At 58.4% G+C, this 14,865-nt stretch carries 19 protein-coding genes; all 19 read left to right on the plus strand.

Annotated elements, in window-relative coordinates; genetic code table 11:
* Nucleotides 1–262: 262 nt before the first annotated feature.
* The 19 genes from fabI (at nucleotide 263) to PNAP_RS22560 (ending at nucleotide 14,854) form a co-directional block, all read left to right on the plus strand.
* Nucleotides 263–1,027, plus strand: coding sequence for an enoyl-ACP reductase FabI (gene fabI, locus PNAP_RS22485; RefSeq protein WP_011798167.1), 765 nt, complete (start codon nucleotides 263–265; stop codon nucleotides 1,025–1,027).
* Complete coding sequence (locus PNAP_RS22490; RefSeq protein ID WP_011798166.1) at nucleotides 1,028–2,809, plus strand: acetate/propionate family kinase; 1,782 nt, start codon at nucleotides 1,028–1,030, stop codon at nucleotides 2,807–2,809.
* 3 nt (nucleotides 2,810–2,812) lie between these two features.
* On the plus strand, nucleotides 2,813–4,657 hold the full coding sequence (locus PNAP_RS22495; RefSeq protein WP_011798165.1) for a DUF3141 domain-containing protein: 1,845 nt from the start codon (nucleotides 2,813–2,815) through the stop codon (nucleotides 4,655–4,657).
* Nucleotides 4,658–4,740: 83 nt separating this feature from the next.
* Nucleotides 4,741–6,012: an MFS transporter gene (locus tag PNAP_RS22500; protein ID WP_011798164.1), complete on the plus strand. Its 1,272-nt coding sequence runs from the start codon at nucleotides 4,741–4,743 to the stop codon at nucleotides 6,010–6,012.
* 351 nt (nucleotides 6,013–6,363) lie between these two features.
* Nucleotides 6,364–6,525 carry a creatininase family protein gene (locus PNAP_RS27325; protein WP_011798162.1) on the plus strand — a complete coding sequence of 54 codons (162 nt, stop codon included), beginning with the start codon at nucleotides 6,364–6,366 and terminating at the stop codon, nucleotides 6,523–6,525.
* Nucleotides 6,526–6,692: 167 nt separating this feature from the next.
* Complete coding sequence (locus tag PNAP_RS26290) at nucleotides 6,693–6,851, plus strand: helix-turn-helix domain-containing protein (protein WP_011798161.1); 159 nt, start codon at nucleotides 6,693–6,695, stop codon at nucleotides 6,849–6,851.
* A gap of 79 nt (nucleotides 6,852–6,930) precedes the next feature.
* On the plus strand, nucleotides 6,931–7,377 hold the full coding sequence (gene tnpA / locus PNAP_RS22505) for an IS66-like element accessory protein TnpA (protein ID WP_011798160.1): 447 nt from the start codon (nucleotides 6,931–6,933) through the stop codon (nucleotides 7,375–7,377).
* On the plus strand, nucleotides 7,365–7,718 hold the full coding sequence (gene tnpB / locus PNAP_RS22510; protein WP_011798159.1) for an IS66 family insertion sequence element accessory protein TnpB: 354 nt from the start codon (nucleotides 7,365–7,367) through the stop codon (nucleotides 7,716–7,718). The genes tnpA and tnpB overlap by 13 nt, the downstream gene beginning before the upstream one ends.
* Nucleotides 7,719–7,800: 82 nt before the next feature.
* A complete protein-coding gene (gene tnpC / locus PNAP_RS22515; RefSeq protein WP_011798158.1) occupies nucleotides 7,801–9,399 on the plus strand; it encodes an IS66 family transposase in 1,599 nt (532 codons plus the stop codon).
* 320 nt (nucleotides 9,400–9,719) lie between these two features.
* Entirely contained in the window at nucleotides 9,720–10,163 is a 444-nt protein-coding gene (locus tag PNAP_RS22520) for a DUF305 domain-containing protein (protein WP_232290851.1), read from the plus strand.
* Between the two features lie 515 nt (nucleotides 10,164–10,678).
* Nucleotides 10,679–11,128 (plus strand): hypothetical protein, encoded by a 450-nt coding sequence (locus tag PNAP_RS22525; protein WP_041377658.1) that lies wholly within the window; start codon nucleotides 10,679–10,681, stop codon nucleotides 11,126–11,128.
* Between the two features lie 190 nt (nucleotides 11,129–11,318).
* Entirely contained in the window at nucleotides 11,319–11,765 is a 447-nt protein-coding gene (locus PNAP_RS22530) for a hypothetical protein (RefSeq protein WP_011798155.1), read from the plus strand.
* 13 nt (nucleotides 11,766–11,778) lie between these two features.
* Nucleotides 11,779–12,039, plus strand: a complete 261-nt coding sequence (locus tag PNAP_RS22535; protein WP_011798154.1) for a DUF5676 family membrane protein — start codon at nucleotides 11,779–11,781, stop codon at nucleotides 12,037–12,039.
* Nucleotides 12,040–12,120: 81 nt separating this feature from the next.
* On the plus strand, nucleotides 12,121–12,423 hold the full coding sequence (locus PNAP_RS25265; RefSeq protein ID WP_011798153.1) for a DUF2933 domain-containing protein: 303 nt from the start codon (nucleotides 12,121–12,123) through the stop codon (nucleotides 12,421–12,423).
* The gene (locus tag PNAP_RS22545; protein ID WP_011798152.1) at nucleotides 12,420–13,070 is read left to right on the plus strand and encodes a methyltransferase family protein; all 651 of its coding nucleotides are present in this window, start codon (nucleotides 12,420–12,422) and stop codon (nucleotides 13,068–13,070) included. Before PNAP_RS25265 ends, PNAP_RS22545 begins: the two co-directional genes overlap by 4 nt.
* 91 nt (nucleotides 13,071–13,161) lie before the next feature.
* Nucleotides 13,162–13,389 (plus strand): heavy-metal-associated domain-containing protein, encoded by a 228-nt coding sequence (locus tag PNAP_RS22550; RefSeq protein WP_011798151.1) that lies wholly within the window; start codon nucleotides 13,162–13,164, stop codon nucleotides 13,387–13,389.
* Between the two features lie 5 nt (nucleotides 13,390–13,394).
* Nucleotides 13,395–13,643 carry a hypothetical protein gene (locus tag PNAP_RS27330; protein ID WP_157040500.1) on the plus strand — a complete coding sequence of 83 codons (249 nt, stop codon included), beginning with the start codon at nucleotides 13,395–13,397 and terminating at the stop codon, nucleotides 13,641–13,643.
* Complete coding sequence (locus PNAP_RS22555; RefSeq protein ID WP_011798150.1) at nucleotides 13,644–14,297, plus strand: DUF6629 family protein; 654 nt, start codon at nucleotides 13,644–13,646, stop codon at nucleotides 14,295–14,297.
* Nucleotides 14,294–14,854 carry a hypothetical protein gene (locus PNAP_RS22560; protein ID WP_041377660.1) on the plus strand — a complete coding sequence of 187 codons (561 nt, stop codon included), beginning with the start codon at nucleotides 14,294–14,296 and terminating at the stop codon, nucleotides 14,852–14,854. The genes PNAP_RS22555 and PNAP_RS22560 overlap by 4 nt, the downstream gene beginning before the upstream one ends.
* Nucleotides 14,855–14,865 lie beyond the last annotated feature (11 nt).

Below are 14,865 nucleotides of genomic sequence, written 5' to 3' on the forward strand. Positions count from 1 at the left end.
GCCTTACCTGATGGGAATCATGCAGGGGAGCACACCGACAGCACTGCGATCCAGCCACAAGCTATTTGCCCACAGTGGGTGCATTGCATCAGGGACATTCTCCAGGAACTAGTGCAGCGAGTTCATGTGCAGGCTGCGACGTGCATTCACCGGGCAGCCACCCGCACTGCACTGAGTGAACGGACGCCAAAATCGAATTGTGGCGAACCCGGTGCGCACGTCGATAGGGGATCAGAGGTAAAAAAATGACAAGGATGAGGCAATGACACTCAAAGGTAAAAATGGGCTTGTAGTAGGAATCGCCAATTCGCATTCAATTGCGTGGGGTTGCGCTCAGGCGTTTCATCAGGCTGGCGCCTCGCTTGCGGTTACCTACCTCAATGAAAAGGCGCTTCCGTTTGTGCAACCTCTCGCAGAGCAGCTTGACGCGGCACTGATCCTTCCCCTGGATGTACGTGATGACGCGCAATTGGAAGCTGTTTTTGTCGCTATTGATCAGAAGTGGGGAAAACTCGATTTCCTGCTTCATGCAGTCGCCTATGCGCCTAAAAGCGATATGGAAGGTCGTATGGCAGACACATCGAGGCAAGGTTTTCTTGAGGCGATGAACATTTCCTGTTACTCCTTCGTCCGCATGGCTCATCTGGCCGAACCGCTTATGCAAAACGGGGGATGCTTGCTGACCACGACCTACTATGGCAGCGAAAAAGTCATTTCACATTACAACGTGATGGGGCCGGTTAAGGCCGCGCTCGAAAGTACAGTTCGGTATCTCGCCGCCGACCTGGGCCCGCGCCACATTCGCGTCAATGCTCTCTCGCCGGGGCCGATCGTCACCCGTGCGGCAAGTGGCATTGCGCACTTCGATGAGCTGGTGCAACTCGCACGCGAAAAATCCCCGGCGCACGAGGCGGTCTGCATCGATTGCGTCGGCGCTTACGCTAGCTTCCTCGTGAGCGACGGCGCTCGCCTGGTAACGGGCAGCATCGCTTATGTCGATGCGGGCTTCAATGTCATGGGGTCCTAAATGCGCATCCTCGTTATCAACGCCGGCAGTTCCAGCGTCAAGTTCAGCGTTTTCGACATGGACACGCAGACAACGCGTTTCAAGCATGAGATCGAGATTGGGACGATAGGATTTAAAGCAACACTTGCGCAAATTCCAGTGGCTTTGGTTGAAGCAGGCGAGACACGCATCGATGCCATAGGACATCGCGTTGCCCATGGCGGCGAGCACTTTCGTGATGCAACGCTCGTTGACGATGACGTGATAGCTGCGATTGAAGTCCTCGCTCCTCTGGCGCCGCTGCACAACCCGCCTGCATTGTATGGAATTGAAACCGGACGCATCTACTGGCCTAATGCCCCGCAAATCGCGGTGTTCGATACCGCCTTTCACGCCAGCATCCCTGCGTGTGCTCATACTTATGCCGTGCCGCAGGCGTGGCGAAAAGCGGGTCTGCGCCGCTACGGCTTTCATGGCACTTCTCACAAGTATGTCATGGAGCGCGTCGCACAGGAACTCAAGGCTTCAACGCGCGACCTGCGCATCATCAGCTGCCATCTCGGCAATGGTGCCAGCGTCTGCGCGATCGATCGTGGTGTTTCTGTCGACACGTCGATGGGCGTGACGGCACTCGAAGGCCTGGTCATGGGCTCGCGCTCGGGTGATGTCGATCCCGGCATCTTCGGATATTTGCAACGCTCCTTGGCGCTTTCGATCGACGAAATCGAAAACGCGCTCTACCACGAGAGCGGACTGACGGCGCTGTCAGGGCTGGGCAATGACATGCGACGCATCGAAACTGCGGCAGCCGAGGCCGACCCGCAGGCCCAGCTCGCACTCAACGTGTTCGCGTACCGGGCGCGCAAATACATTGGCGCCTACGCCGCTGCCATGGGCGGCTGCGACGTGCTTGCCTTTACCGGTGGCATCGGCGAGAACTCGGCCAGCATGCGCCGGCGCATTTGTGATCGACTGGAGTTTTTGGGCCTTTATCTTGACGAGGACAGGAATTCATCGGTGAAACTCGATGGCTTTGCCGCACCGCAGATTCAGCAACCTCATTCACGCATTCGGGTCATCGTGACGCAAACGCGCGAACAGTGGATGATCGCCAAAGAGGTTCACCGATTCTTGTCAGTGCAGGCTGACAAGCGCCCCGATCAGTTACCACCAGCCATTCCCGTGGCGGTATCGGCGCATCATGTGCATCTCACGCAAGCCTCCGTCGAAGCCTTGTTTGGCGCAGGTTGCCAGCTTACTAAGCAACGCGATCTGAGCCAAGCGGGCGCGTGGACTGCTGTCGAGACCGTCAATGTGATCGGCCCGCGCGGAATCATCAGATCGGTGCGTGTATTGGGTCCGTGTCGCCGGTCCAATCAGATCGAAGTATCGGCGACAGAGACCTTCACCCTCGGCATTGAGGCTCCGGTGCGTATTTCCGGCGACACAGCGGATACACCCACCCTGACCCTGGAAGGGCCTGCAGGACGCTTGCAGACAAATGGGCTTATCGTTGCTCAGCGTCATATTCATATGCAACCTGAAGACGCAAAACGCTTTGGCCTGGCAGACCGGGATCTGGTAGACGTGGCGATCGATTCTCCCCCCCGCACCACCGTATTTCGCGATGTCGCTGTGCGGATCGACCCGCAGTTCAAATTGGAGATGCATATCGATACCGATGAAGCCAACGCAGCGGCGATTTCCCATGGCGGTGATGGCGATCTGATGCTCACCTTGTGCCACGCAAGGCTCACCGCTTGCAAACCGGTGCGCAACATTTTTATTACGACTGAAAGTTAAGCAATGACTATGACAACCAAACATCTTGGGGCAAAGCACGCGAAAGCGGGCATGATGGCAGACCAATTATCTCCTGTTGCTGCAATGCAGACTCCGCCTGTCGCGCCCATCATGCTCACCGAGCAAAAGGAGAAAGCAGCAGTCAGTACCGCTGGGGCCTGGAACGATGCGTGGCGTTATTACGTCGACTCCGTGCAGCGCAGCGTGCTCCTTCTTGACGTGTTTCGTGAACGCGGCGACAACATGTTGGCGCACGAACGCGCTGGTCAGCCGCCTTTACTCGATTTCGAGCACGAACTGGTGCTCGACGCACGGCAGTTCGACAGGCCGGCCAACTATGCGCTGCTGCGCATCACGCGTTGTGGTCCTACCCATGCGAGCAATTTCGAGCGGCAAGACCTGCGGCCGGTGATAGTTATTGACCCGCGCGCCGGCCACGGACCCGGCATCGGCGGCTTCAAGCATGACTCTGAGGTCGGCGTGGCGCTGCATGAAGGTCATCCAACCTATTTCGCAATGTTCTACCCCGAGCCTTGTCCCGGCCAGACGCTCGCGGACGTGATCCATGCCCTGCGCATGTTCGTTGAGGAGATCGCTCGCCGTCATGGCGTTGCGCCGGTCGTGTATGGCAACTGCCAGGGCGGCTGGGCCGCTGCATTGCTAGCCGCTGAATGCGAGGGCCTCGACGGCCCTGCCGTTCTCAACGGATCACCGCTGTCGTACTGGGCCGGGGCCGAAGACGTGAACCCGATGCGCCTTGCCGGTGGCTTGCTGGGTGGCGAGTGGCTGACCCACCTGATGGCGGATCTTGGTGGAGGGCGGCTCGACGGCGCCTGGCTGGTTCAGAACTTCGAGGGCCTCAATCCGGCCAACACTTGGTGGCAGAAAAACTATAACCTGTATGCCCATGTTGATACCGAAAGCGAACGCTTCCTGGAATTCGAGCGTTGGTGGTCGAGTTACTTCTTCCTCAGCCGCGAAGAAATACTTGCCACCGTCGAAAACCTGTTCATCGGCAACCGGCTGGAGCAAGGCCAGGTGCAACTCGACCCGTGCAGCATAGCATCGCAGCCCGACTGTGTCGTGGACCTGAAGCGTATTCGCAATCCGCTGGTGATCTTCGCTTCCAGTGGTGACAACATTACACCGCCGCATCAAGCGCTGGCTTGGCTGCCTGCAATTTACCCGACTACCGAGGCTCTGAAGGCTGCTGGTCAACGCATCGTTTACCTCCTGAATCCCCATGTAGGGCACTTGGGCATCTTTGTCTCAGCCAGCGTCGCCCAGCACGAGCACCGCGCCATTTTGGAAAACATCGAGCGATTCAAAGATTTGGACCCCGGTCTGTATGAGATGAAGATCGGTGAGCCAGTAGAAGGTCAATCGGTAGGCGGATCAGGCAAGCGATCCGGCCCAGACACCCCCCCGGCGCAGCACAAGGTCTGGTTTGAAGAGCGAGGCATTGAAGACTTGCAGTACAACTACCCGCGCCAGGCCTTTGAGAAAGTGGCGGCAGTCTCCGAATGGAATGAGTTGGCTTATACCACCTGGGTTAGCCCTTGGATCAAGTGGAGTGCCAACCCGGTATCAGCATTCATGCAAAAGTGGGGCCATCCGATGCGCCTACAGCGCTACGTGTTCTCGCCGCAGATCACGCCGGCAATGGCTTGGGTGACGTTCGCCGCAGCGTGGGCCCGGGAGAACCGGCTACCTGCTTCTGAAAATAACCCGTGGCGGCGGCGCGAAGAGGCGACCGGAAAATCGATTGCCGGGTCGCTTGAGCAGTGGCGCGTACAGCGCGATGCTGCCGAGGAACACCTGTTCACAATGCTGTACGGAGCGTCATGAAATCTGCACAGCACGATCAACGCTGTGCGATGGTGACTGTCAGTGAGGACGGTTCGCGTCCGCGAGTGCGAGCGGGAGGCGTGATGTCGGCCGTGCCGGCCATCCCGGCTGGCATGCCCGAGCCACAAGCCCTTCGCCCGAGGCAACTGGCGCTTCTGGCTGCAGCGATTTTTGTCGTTTCGGCTGGATACGGCGGGTTGTTGCCCGTGCTACCTGCCTGGCTGGCGCAGCAGATGCCGCAAGCCAATGCTGTTGAAGTGGCGCGGCATGTCGGGTTCCTGAGTGGCGCTTATGCGGCCGGTGTGCTGGTAGGCGCCCCCCTATGGGGAATGGTCTCGGACCGCGTGGGGCGTCCTCGCATCCTTGTGAGCGGCATGGTTGGTTATGTTGTGAGCCTGTTGCTGCTGCTTGTACCAACACTGAGTAGTCTATCTGCCATTTATGTGTTGCGCGCTGCTGCCGGGCTGTGCGTGGCCGCTGTGGTACCGGTCGTTTCGGCGCTCGTCGCTGAGCATACCCCGCAGGCACTGCGGGCACGGCGCTTTGCCTGGCTAACTGCGGCCTCGCTGATCGGCTTTTTGTTCGGGCCGGCGCTGAACGCCCTGGCCGATGGCCTGGCTGGTTGGCTAAGAAGTGGTGGCAACCAGGCGCCCCTTTCGGCAAGCCTCGTTGTCGTCCTATCTGCCGGACTAGGGGCCGTGATCATGCTCGGGCTTGCCTGGACGTTGCCAGTTCGCCAGTTACCGAAGTCCAAAATTGTTCCCGGTCCGACGAGACAGCGTGGTATTGCAGCGCTACTTTGGCTCAGTGGTGCGGTCATGTTTGTGCTGTCCGGCTTCGAACTTGGCATTGTGTTGCAAGGGCAGCAGCACGCCAACTTGACGACCCAGCAGATCGCGCTGATGTTCGCTGAATGCAGCTTGGTGATGCTGATCATCAACGCCATGCTGTTCTTTACTTCACTGCTTGACAAGGTGCCTGCCCGCGTTGTGATTGCGTTTGGGCTGTTGATCGGCATGGCAGGTTTGGCGATCATGGCGCTGCACCGCTCCGACAGCTGGATGTATTTGGGTGTCAGCCTGACATCGGCCGGGACGGGGCTGGTCCTTCCCGTCATCACTTTCCTTGCGGCCGGGGCTACGCGCCAAAAGCTGGGCGCCACAATGGGCGGACTCGCGGCGGCGGCCGGCTTTGGCCAGACGCTCGGTTCAGCGGCCGGAGGCTGGCTGTTTGGCGCGGTGGCACAACAGAGCTTTGGCTGGCTCACGCTGCCGCTGGTCCTTACGCTGTTTATGCTGCTGGCACGCCCTGGCTGGTGGGGCCAGCAACCGCTGCGCGAGGAAGCCGATGCTTGAAAGGCCAACCTGCGTGACAAACCGCTACACCTCGTAAATACCGCAAGACTTCACAGATTTTCATACCAAGGAGCAGCACCTGGGATTGGCGTACGTCTATCATGCCTATGGCATTTCCGTTGGCCGCCGGACAGTTTTATACCTTCACCGGCTGGCAGTTGTCTCCCATGATTGGGGGTTTGGCCATGAGCTTCAGCTCAGCTTTCGTGATTTTCATTGCGCTGCCGCTGCGCCGAACGAAATGAACCATCTCTGCTTTTGGCGCTTCAACGCTGCGCTGGCGTTGCTGTTTTCGCCCTGGCTTTTACGGCTGGCGCCCATGCTTCTCCGAGTCAGGTGTAACTCGATGATTTGACTTGGACCGAAGCGCGAGATGCCGTCCGGTCCGGCGCAACCATCATCATTATTCCGGTCGGCGGCACCGAGCAGAGCGGCCCCCAAATGGCTCTGGGCAAACACAATGTCAGGGTACATTGCGTATTCCACGCGATGGCGGACACGATTCCATGCTGATGGCGGACAGCGGTCCACCGTCATCGCGGACACCGTTCCACGGTGAAGGCGGACAGCGTTCCATTTTGAAGGCGGACACCCCAGCAGTGCCCTGAGTGACCCAAACGAGGCGTAGGCTGTCCGGTTTTTTTGACCGGAAACCAGCTATGCCCACACCAAGGGTCACCATGAGCAAGATTCGACACACATTGCAGCTGCTGCACAGCGGCAACCTCAGCACGCGCCAAATCGGCGCAGCACTGGGCATCTCCAAATCGACCGTCAGCGACATCGCCAGCTACACCCGCGCCGCCGGGCTCGACTGGAGCGAAGCCCAACATTTGTAAGCGGTCCGCGAACTACGTCCTTTTATTCGTGAGCTGATTCGATGATGCTACGTGTCCATCTACAACTACATGGACACGTATGACGGAGATAAACACAGAGTTGTTGACCCGCCTGGTGGTCGGGCGCAAACGCGACGGACGGTGCAATTACGACCCGCTGGCCAAGCAGGCGCTGATTGACGAATGCCTCAAGTCTGGCGTGTCGGTGGCGCGCGTGGCGATGCTGTACGGCATCAACGCCAATTTGCTGCGCACCTGGATTGCCAAGTCAGGCCAGCCCAATTCCCGCCATGGCTTGGCGCGCGCCTTGCCCGGCAAGGCGCTGGCGTCGGCAGCGGCTTTCGTGGCCGTGCAGGTCACCGAGCCTGCAGCGCCAACCACAGCACCGGCACCGGCACCGGCACCGGCCGCACTTTGCCTGAACGTGCGCCTGCCCAACGGGGTGGCGCTCGATGTGGGCCAGGTTCCGCTGGAGGCGATGGCGCCCGTGCTCCAACTGCTGGGCGCTCTGGCGTGTTCGCGCTGAACGCCAGCCGTGCGGTGTACCTGCACCAGGGCGCCGTTGATTTTCGCAAGAGCATCAACGGCCTGGCCAGCGTGGTCGAGCACGGCCTGGGCCTGGACGCGTTTGCCCAGGCGCTGTTTGTCTTTGCCAACCGCAGGCGCGACCGCATCAAGATTCTGGGCTGGGACGTCAACGGGTTTTGGCTCTTGCACAAGCGCCTGGAGAAAGACCGCTTCATCTGGCCGCGAGGCGAGGCAGGCGTCGTGACGCTCAGCGTGGAGCAGCTGCACTGGCTGCTCAAGGGGGTGGACATCCAGGCCCTGCGCGGACACCGGGCGGCGAGCTATCAGTGCGCGGCGTGAGGGAACAAATGCTGACCTGAAAGGTGACGTCCAAGCATGATTTTTCGGAACTTCTGCAGACGCCCCTTCATCAAAGTGGGCCATGCTTGCAACGCCTGCTGCCGAAGAATTCAACGCCTTGAAGGAGGCGCTGGCGCAGGCTTTACGGCGCAGCGACGCCCTGGCAGGCGAGTTGCGCATGGTGCGCGCCGAGCGTGACCTGCTTCAGGAGCGGCTCAAGCAGTCCATGCGCAAGCTCTTTGCCGCGCGCAGCGAAGCGGGCAGCGCGCAGCAACGGGACCTGTTCTTCAACGAGGCCGAAGCGCTGGGCGCGGCCAGCGAGCCGGCCGCCAGCGACGGCCGCGAAGACGACACCCAGGAGGTGCGCGCCCACCAGCGCGTGCCGCGCGGACGCAAGCCGCTCGATGCGGCCTTGCCCCGGGAGGTGGTGCGCCACGAACTGCCCGAGTCCGAGCGGGTGTGCCCGCACGATGGGGCCGCCTTGGTGGAAATCGGCGTGGAGACCAGCGAGCTGCTCGACATCATTCCCCAGCAGGTGCGCGTCATTCGCCATGAACGCGTCAAATATGCCTGTCCCTGCTGCGATGGCGGATTGCGCCTGGCGTCCAAGCCGGCGCAAATCATTCCCAAGGGCCTGTTCAGCGAAGGGCTGCTGGCCTGGGTGATTGCCTCGAAGTATTGCGATGGCCTGCCGCTGTACCGCCAGACGGCGCTGCTCGCGCGCTTTGGCGGCGACTTGGCGCGCAACACCCTGGCCGCCAGCGTCGTGCGCGTGGGCCGGGAGGTCCAACCCATCATCAATGTGCTGCGCGACCATTTGCTGGACTCGCCCCTCATCCATGGCGACGAAACCCATGTGCAGGTACTCAAAGAAACCGGCAAAAGCGCACAGTCCAAAAGCTATATGTGGGTGCAGACGACCCCGTGCTCCGGGGTGCAGGGAGCCGGGCCACCCATCCGGCTGTTTGGCTACGCGCCCTCGCGCAGCACGGCCGCCGCCCAAATTCTCTATGCCGGGGTGCGCGAGGGCAGCGTGCTGATGACGGATGGCTACGCGGTTTATGACGCCATTGCGCAGACGCATGGCCTCGTGCACCTGGGATGCTGGGCGCATTGCAGGCGCGGGTTTCATGAAGCGCTGCAGGCGCTGCCCAAGAACGCGCGCGGCCCCGAGCAGCTCGCTGCGCGGTTTCTCGCGCTCATCGCCCAGTTGTATGCGGTGGAGTCGCGCGCACGCGAGCACCGGCTCCCTCCCAAGGAATTGCTGGACCAGCGGCAACAGCACAGCGTGCCCGTGCTGGGCCAGATAGAGGCTTTGCTGCTGGCCAACGTGCATGCCGTGCTGCCGGGCAGCTTGCTGGGCAAGGCGCTGCATTACCTGGCTTCGCAATGGACGAAGCTGGCGCTTTATGTCACCGATGGCGCCTATCCGATAGACAACAATGCCTGCGAAAATTCGATTCGTCCGTTTGTCATTGGCAGGCGCAACTGGCTCTTCAGCGATACGGTGGCCGGCGCCCAGGCCAGCGCCAACCTGTATTCGCTGCTGCAGACCTGCGCGGCCAACGGCGTCGATGGCTACGCGTACCTGCGCGCATTGCTCAGCGCGCTGCCCATGGCAAAAACGGCCGATGACTACGAAGCGTTGCTGCCTTGGCGCATCGAGCTGCCCAGCCGCTGAGCAGCGGTCCGCCAACGCACTTTCGCCGTTCCAATCACACCCCTGCTGAGGATGTAAGGTACGCGGTTAATTGACCGCATACCTTCGACCTACCTCATGCGTTAAACATTTTTTGTATGGGCAATCTCTGACCGGTAAAACACTGGCTGGCGTACCAAAAACCAATCGAATTTTTTGCATCCGTTTGACCTGAAGCATCAAACCAACCATGAAAAAATTCAAATGATTTTTTGAAGCGTGTAATGCAATTGTGATGGCTTGCAACCTCCGCGCATTTTCACAACTTGAATCTTCGATTAACCCTATGAAAGTAGTTCAACATGACCTTAAAATTAAATTTCCTCAAAACATTGCCCTTTGCTGCAATTGCATTGAGTGCGACGTTGCTGCAGCCCATGGTGCATGCCCAGTCGCCTGCCAGTTCTAACCAGGGGTCAATGCAGGGAAGTAAAGGTCACGCATCGACCATGTCCGGCGCAGGAATGGACATGAAGGGCATGGACATGAAAGGCATGATGAAGGACAACAACGACAAAATGTCCTCGATGCAGATGACCGGTAACGTCGATGTGGATTTCGCCATGATGATGCGCATCCACCACCTAGGCGCTATTGACATGGCCCAGGCCGAACTGAAAGACGGCAAAGCGCCTGAAATGCGAAAAATGGCTCAAAACATCATTGCTGCGCAGAAAAAAGAAATTGCCCAGCTGGACAAATTCTTGGCGAAGAACGGTCATCCCGTTGACAAAATGAGCAAATAACTGCAGTCACTCCATGCAGCGCGGAGTTGTTGACAAGGCATGTTCGACGCCAAGATCATTGCGACGTATCTTTCGAAGCTGTTAATTCCCGCCATCCTGACAGGTGGACGCATTACCTAACCACGCTGCATGCAGTATGCAAAGCGCAAACAATTGATCGATAACAGTCGTAGTGGCCCATGAGCGCGCAGTTGAAAACAAGCTGAGCTTATCCCAATGCGCGGCGATGCGATGCTCGCAAAATGCAGTCATGCAGTCATGCAGTCATGCAGTCATGCAGTCGTGCAGTCGTGCAGTCGTGCAGTCAATCGGTTTGCCTTTTACGTCAAGGCATGCTGATGACCTATGGATAAGGCTGATACGCATTTTTCAGATTCTCCAAATTTGTGCAGTATCAAGCTGATAGGTTTGGCGTTTGATTGCCAGGCGTGTAAGCGGATGCCGCGTTTGTTGACGTGGATCAATTATTAGTTACCCAACGCGTGTAGGATGAAATCTCTGTGATCTCAACCGCCATGAAGCTTTTTTCCAATACCCGCGCCAGGCGCAGCACCATATTCTTGGTATTGCTGGTGTGGTTGTTTGCGTTGGCTTCAGGAGTTGCGAATGCGTGCCTGCTCGAAGCGCGTCAAACGCACGCCCACATTGCTGCAACCGCTTCTTCCGAATCTGGCGCGCATGCGCATGCAGCCGTGATATTGCCTGGTCACACCGGAGCCATTGCCGATGGCGTGGGTGAGCAGCAGTTCAAGGCGTCGTGCCTGAAGGTTTGTGACGATGGCACGCGCTCTTTCCCCAAGCAGGACGGCTCAGTCGCCCAGAACGATGCCGGTCCCGCGCCACTTTTCCAAGTTCTCTGGGGCAAAGTAGCGCCTAGCATTCCGACGCTTCGCCATATGGATGCCCGGCAGCCAGCCACGCCTGAGTTGCCCATCCGCGTTCGCTTCTCGCGACTGGCCATTTAGCGGCCTTTCAACGTTTGACCCTGAGCCTCGCGCTCTGCGGCCTGCGTTCGTATCTTCATCCAATTTGCTTTTACGCCCTCGGGGTGCGCAAAGCAGACTTGAGCCTTGAACCAGCAGCGTCGATGCCTACCCAAGGCACAGCACTGCACACCGTATTCTATTTTTCTCTTCCCCTGATCAGGATTCAGTCATGACCCTTTTTCGATTCATTCCCCTTGCCCTTGCCTTGATTGCCATCAGCGCATTGACCGCCTGCAACACGGCTCCGCCGCTGATGATGCCCATGGGCACCGCGTCTGCCAGCACCATGGGCACACCTGGCCAGATGGGCAACATGGGCCAGATGGGACAGATGGATGCGCAGACGAAAACGATGCAAGCCATGCACGACAAGATGATGAGCGCCAAGACCCCTGAAGAGCGCAACAAGCTGATGGCCGAACACATGAAATCCATGCAGGACGGCATGGCCATGATGGAAGGCAACTCCGGTGCCGGCAAGGGCGGCATGAAGGGCATGCCGGGCATGAAAGGCGATATGGGTGCGCACCAGCAGATGATGGAAAAGCGCATGGAAATGATGCAGACCATGATGAAAATGATGATGGACCGAATGCCGGCGGCACCTGCCAAATAAAGAAGCCCAACCCATGACGCCGCTTCGCACAGGCTTCGCGCTGGGCATCACCGTCGGGCTGTTTTATGCCCTGTGCGCGCTGGTCTGGGCTTTGGCACCCGGCCCGTTTCTGGGCTTCATGGGCAATCTGTTTCATGGCATGGACTTCAGCACCCTAGTGCAGCCTCGGCCATTCGCCTGGACAGGGTTCCTGACGGCGCTCCTCGTACTGAGCACCTGGGCCTTTTTTGCCGGTGTGTTTTTTGCGTGGTTGACCGATCGATTAACGGGTTGATCAACCTCGAATTGGAAGATGCGCAGTGATTCCGCAAGGCGGCCCGCAGACTTTAAACAGTTCAGTCCAGGAGATTTTTAAATGAACCATAACCACAATGTAGAGCCAAGTCAGAACAGGGTTTTATCAGGGGCACCGCCATTTTGGCGCTCCCGGTATAGCTTGGGTCTGATGGTGTTCGGTGCTGCCGCCGCCTACTTTTTGCTCAGTGAGCATCGCGCCCACTTCCTGGGTGCGCTGCCGTACCTGCTGCTTCTGGCTTGCCCGCTGATGCATGTGTTCATGCACCATGGACATGGCCGGCATGAACGCCATGCTGACGGTAACCAAAGTTTGAACACGTCAACAACACCTCAGCCGAACAAGACCGGAAAACAGCCATGACCCACGATACCCCTGCCTACGGACTATGGTTGCTGGTCATCTTTAATTCGGCCATCTTCCTGATGTTTGCATTCAGCTTCTTTAAACCCCAGACAGCACGAGACTGGCGAACCTTTGGCGCATTTGCCGCCTTCATTGTTGCGCTCTTCGTCGAGATGTATGGCTTTCCGCTGACCATCTATTTCATGTCTGGCTGGCTGCAGACCAAGTTCCCGAGCATCGATCTGCTGTCTCACAACTCCGGCCATCTCTGGTCAACACTTTTGGGGGAGAAGGGTGATCCCCATTTCGGGGTACTGCATATCGCCAGCTACGTGTTCCTAGGATTTGGCTTTTACCTGTTGTCCAGTGCCTGGAACGTGCTGTACCACGCGCAACGCCAGCATGCATTGGCTACGGCAGGCCCTTATGCTCGCATTCGCCATCCGCAATACCTGGCTTTCGTCTTAATTCTGTTGGGTTTCCTGCTGCAATGGCCAACGCTGCTCACGTTGGTGATGTTTCCCATCCTGCTGGTGATGTATGGGCGGCTCGCGATCACGGAAGAGTCTGAAATGCGTAAGCGGTTCGGCGCTGAATTTGAAGCCTACGCAACGAGCACGCCACGCTTCGTGCCGTCATTGCGAAACAAAACGTCGGTTGCCTGAAAGCGTGAGGTCTGCGAATCAATGCTCCTGCTCTAGGCATCTGCCGACGCCGATTCAAACACCTGATTCCTCAATCCAATGAAAACTCACCATGCAAACCCTGCAATTTGATGTCAGCGGCATGACCTGCGGCGGCTGTACCCTGATTGTGCAGCGCATGCTCAGCAAGCTCGACGGCGTCAGCCACGCTGAAGTCAGTTTGCGCCCGGGCATGGCCATCGTAGTGACTGATCCGGCTCGCATCACACGCGCTCAGATCGAATCGACAATCGCCGGGCTCGGTTACCCCGCCAAGGTTTGTCCGGCAGAGCACGACTGACCACCATGAAAACAACCATCGTGGATGTCGACAAGCTCGATCCAAGTTCGACTAGAGTAGGCGCCTTGCCGCATCGATTGGCATGTTGCGAATGGCAAGCACGAGTGCAATTTCGTCCGGGCATGGCAGGAGCAGGTGGCCTGACCCGTTCAGTAAAACGTGCTGGGTTCCCTCAAGCGGCACGATGCTGCCCCGCTTTGAATGTCGGCAACCTTGACTTCGGCCGTGATGGTGGCTTTGTGGGAGTGAGCTGAATGTGCTTTTCAGCCACAGCCAGCTTTACGGCGGGCGCCTTGCTGTTCGGGATCGGCATGCTGGCGCTGAAGTCAGCGCGTCGCCGGCGCGAACTGCCATTTGCAGCCATCCCGCTGCTGTTTGCGATCCAGCAGTTGAGCGAGGGCGTGATCTGGCTGACGTTTCGCTACGAGGCGCCGCTGCTCAACGCAGTCATGACCCATATTTATTCCTTTTTCTCGCATGTGCTGTGGCCGATCTTTGTGCCCGTGGCAGTGCTGCTGATCGAACCGCCAGGCCGGCGCCGTAAAGCGCTGTTTGCGTTTGTTGCCGCTGGACTCGCGGTAGGTGCGTACCTGCTGTACTTCCTGGTGGCCTTCCCAATCGTCTCGCGGCCTACAGGCCAGCACATCGAATACATCGCGCCGCACTTCTTTGCCGCGGCGACGATGACGCTGTATCTGATATCGACCACTGTCAGTCCGATTCTGTCCACACACCGCATGGTGAAGGTCTTCGGTATTTTGGCGCTGTTGTCCTTTGGCGGGGTTTATTACTTTTATGCGACCTGGTTCATTTCAGTATGGTGCTTTTTTGCAGCGCTCCTGAGCGTCACCATATTTCTTCATTTTGTACGGCGCCGGGGTGAACGTAGCGCCCCCCAATTTCAATGACTGTCCACACGTTCTCCATCATTTTGTTGACTGAACCTGACAGCCTGCAACCTGAACCATTGGCCTGGCTGGCGGCGGCTGTTTTTATTGTCTCTGTCCGCTACGAGCTACTTATGCCGCTGCTGCCGGATTCAATGCCACCGATGTTGCCAAGTGCGACGCCTACCGAAGTCGCTCCTCATGTCGGCTTTCTCAGCGGCATGCACTTTGCCGGTATGCCTGTTGGGGCGCCCCTGTGGGAAGCTGTCGCGGTCCATGCAAGTTCAGGGCGTAGCCGGCTTTGGGCAGACGCTCGGACCGTCCGTCAAGGGATGTCTTTCAGTGCGCTCGCACAGCGCAGCTCGGTCTGGCTGACTGCTTCTCTTGTCACGATGTTGCTTTCGTTGGTGACCCGCCCGGGCTGGTGGTCGTCCATTCCTGCCAAATTTACCGGCCTCCTCACTGGGGGTTCAAGCTTTTGGCAGGAAGTGCGTGAATTGCTACAACAGGATTGCGAAACCCCCTGGGATCAAGCGATAGGCAGGGTCCGCAGCTTAACGGTCAAACTAAACTTTTAGGAGAAATGAAA

The organism is Polaromonas naphthalenivorans CJ2, from assembly GCF_000015505.1.
Classification (GTDB): Bacteria; Pseudomonadota; Gammaproteobacteria; order Burkholderiales; family Burkholderiaceae_C; genus Polaromonas; species Polaromonas naphthalenivorans.

Bases quoted from the DNA above. Each gene is read 5' to 3' on its own strand.
- fabI (WP_011798167.1), top strand. From the start codon at position 263: ATGACACTCAAAGGTAAAAATGGGCTTGTAGTAGGAATCGCCAATTCG.
- PNAP_RS22490 (WP_011798166.1), top strand. From the start codon at position 1,028: ATGCGCATCCTCGTTATCAACGCCGGCAGTTCCAGCGTCAAGTTCAGC.
- PNAP_RS22495 (WP_011798165.1), top strand. From the start codon at position 2,813: ATGACTATGACAACCAAACATCTTGGGGCAAAGCACGCGAAAGCGGGC.
- PNAP_RS22500 (WP_011798164.1), top strand. From the start codon at position 4,741: ATGTCGGCCGTGCCGGCCATCCCGGCTGGCATGCCCGAGCCACAAGCC.
- PNAP_RS26290 (WP_011798161.1), top strand. From the start codon at position 6,693: ATGAGCAAGATTCGACACACATTGCAGCTGCTGCACAGCGGCAACCTC.
- tnpA (WP_011798160.1), top strand. From the start codon at position 6,931: ATGACGGAGATAAACACAGAGTTGTTGACCCGCCTGGTGGTCGGGCGC.
- tnpC (WP_011798158.1), top strand. From the start codon at position 7,801: ATGCTTGCAACGCCTGCTGCCGAAGAATTCAACGCCTTGAAGGAGGCG.
- PNAP_RS22520 (WP_232290851.1), top strand. From the start codon at position 9,720: ATGACCTTAAAATTAAATTTCCTCAAAACATTGCCCTTTGCTGCAATT.
- PNAP_RS22525 (WP_041377658.1), top strand. From the start codon at position 10,679: ATGAAGCTTTTTTCCAATACCCGCGCCAGGCGCAGCACCATATTCTTG.
- PNAP_RS22530 (WP_011798155.1), top strand. From the start codon at position 11,319: ATGACCCTTTTTCGATTCATTCCCCTTGCCCTTGCCTTGATTGCCATC.
- PNAP_RS22535 (WP_011798154.1), top strand. From the start codon at position 11,779: ATGACGCCGCTTCGCACAGGCTTCGCGCTGGGCATCACCGTCGGGCTG.
- PNAP_RS25265 (WP_011798153.1), top strand. From the start codon at position 12,121: ATGAACCATAACCACAATGTAGAGCCAAGTCAGAACAGGGTTTTATCA.
- PNAP_RS22545 (WP_011798152.1), top strand. From the start codon at position 12,420: ATGACCCACGATACCCCTGCCTACGGACTATGGTTGCTGGTCATCTTT.
- PNAP_RS22550 (WP_011798151.1), top strand. From the start codon at position 13,162: ATGCAAACCCTGCAATTTGATGTCAGCGGCATGACCTGCGGCGGCTGT.
- PNAP_RS27330 (WP_157040500.1), top strand. From the start codon at position 13,395: ATGAAAACAACCATCGTGGATGTCGACAAGCTCGATCCAAGTTCGACT.
- PNAP_RS22555 (WP_011798150.1), top strand. From the start codon at position 13,644: ATGTGCTTTTCAGCCACAGCCAGCTTTACGGCGGGCGCCTTGCTGTTC.
- PNAP_RS22560 (WP_041377660.1), top strand. From the start codon at position 14,294: ATGACTGTCCACACGTTCTCCATCATTTTGTTGACTGAACCTGACAGC.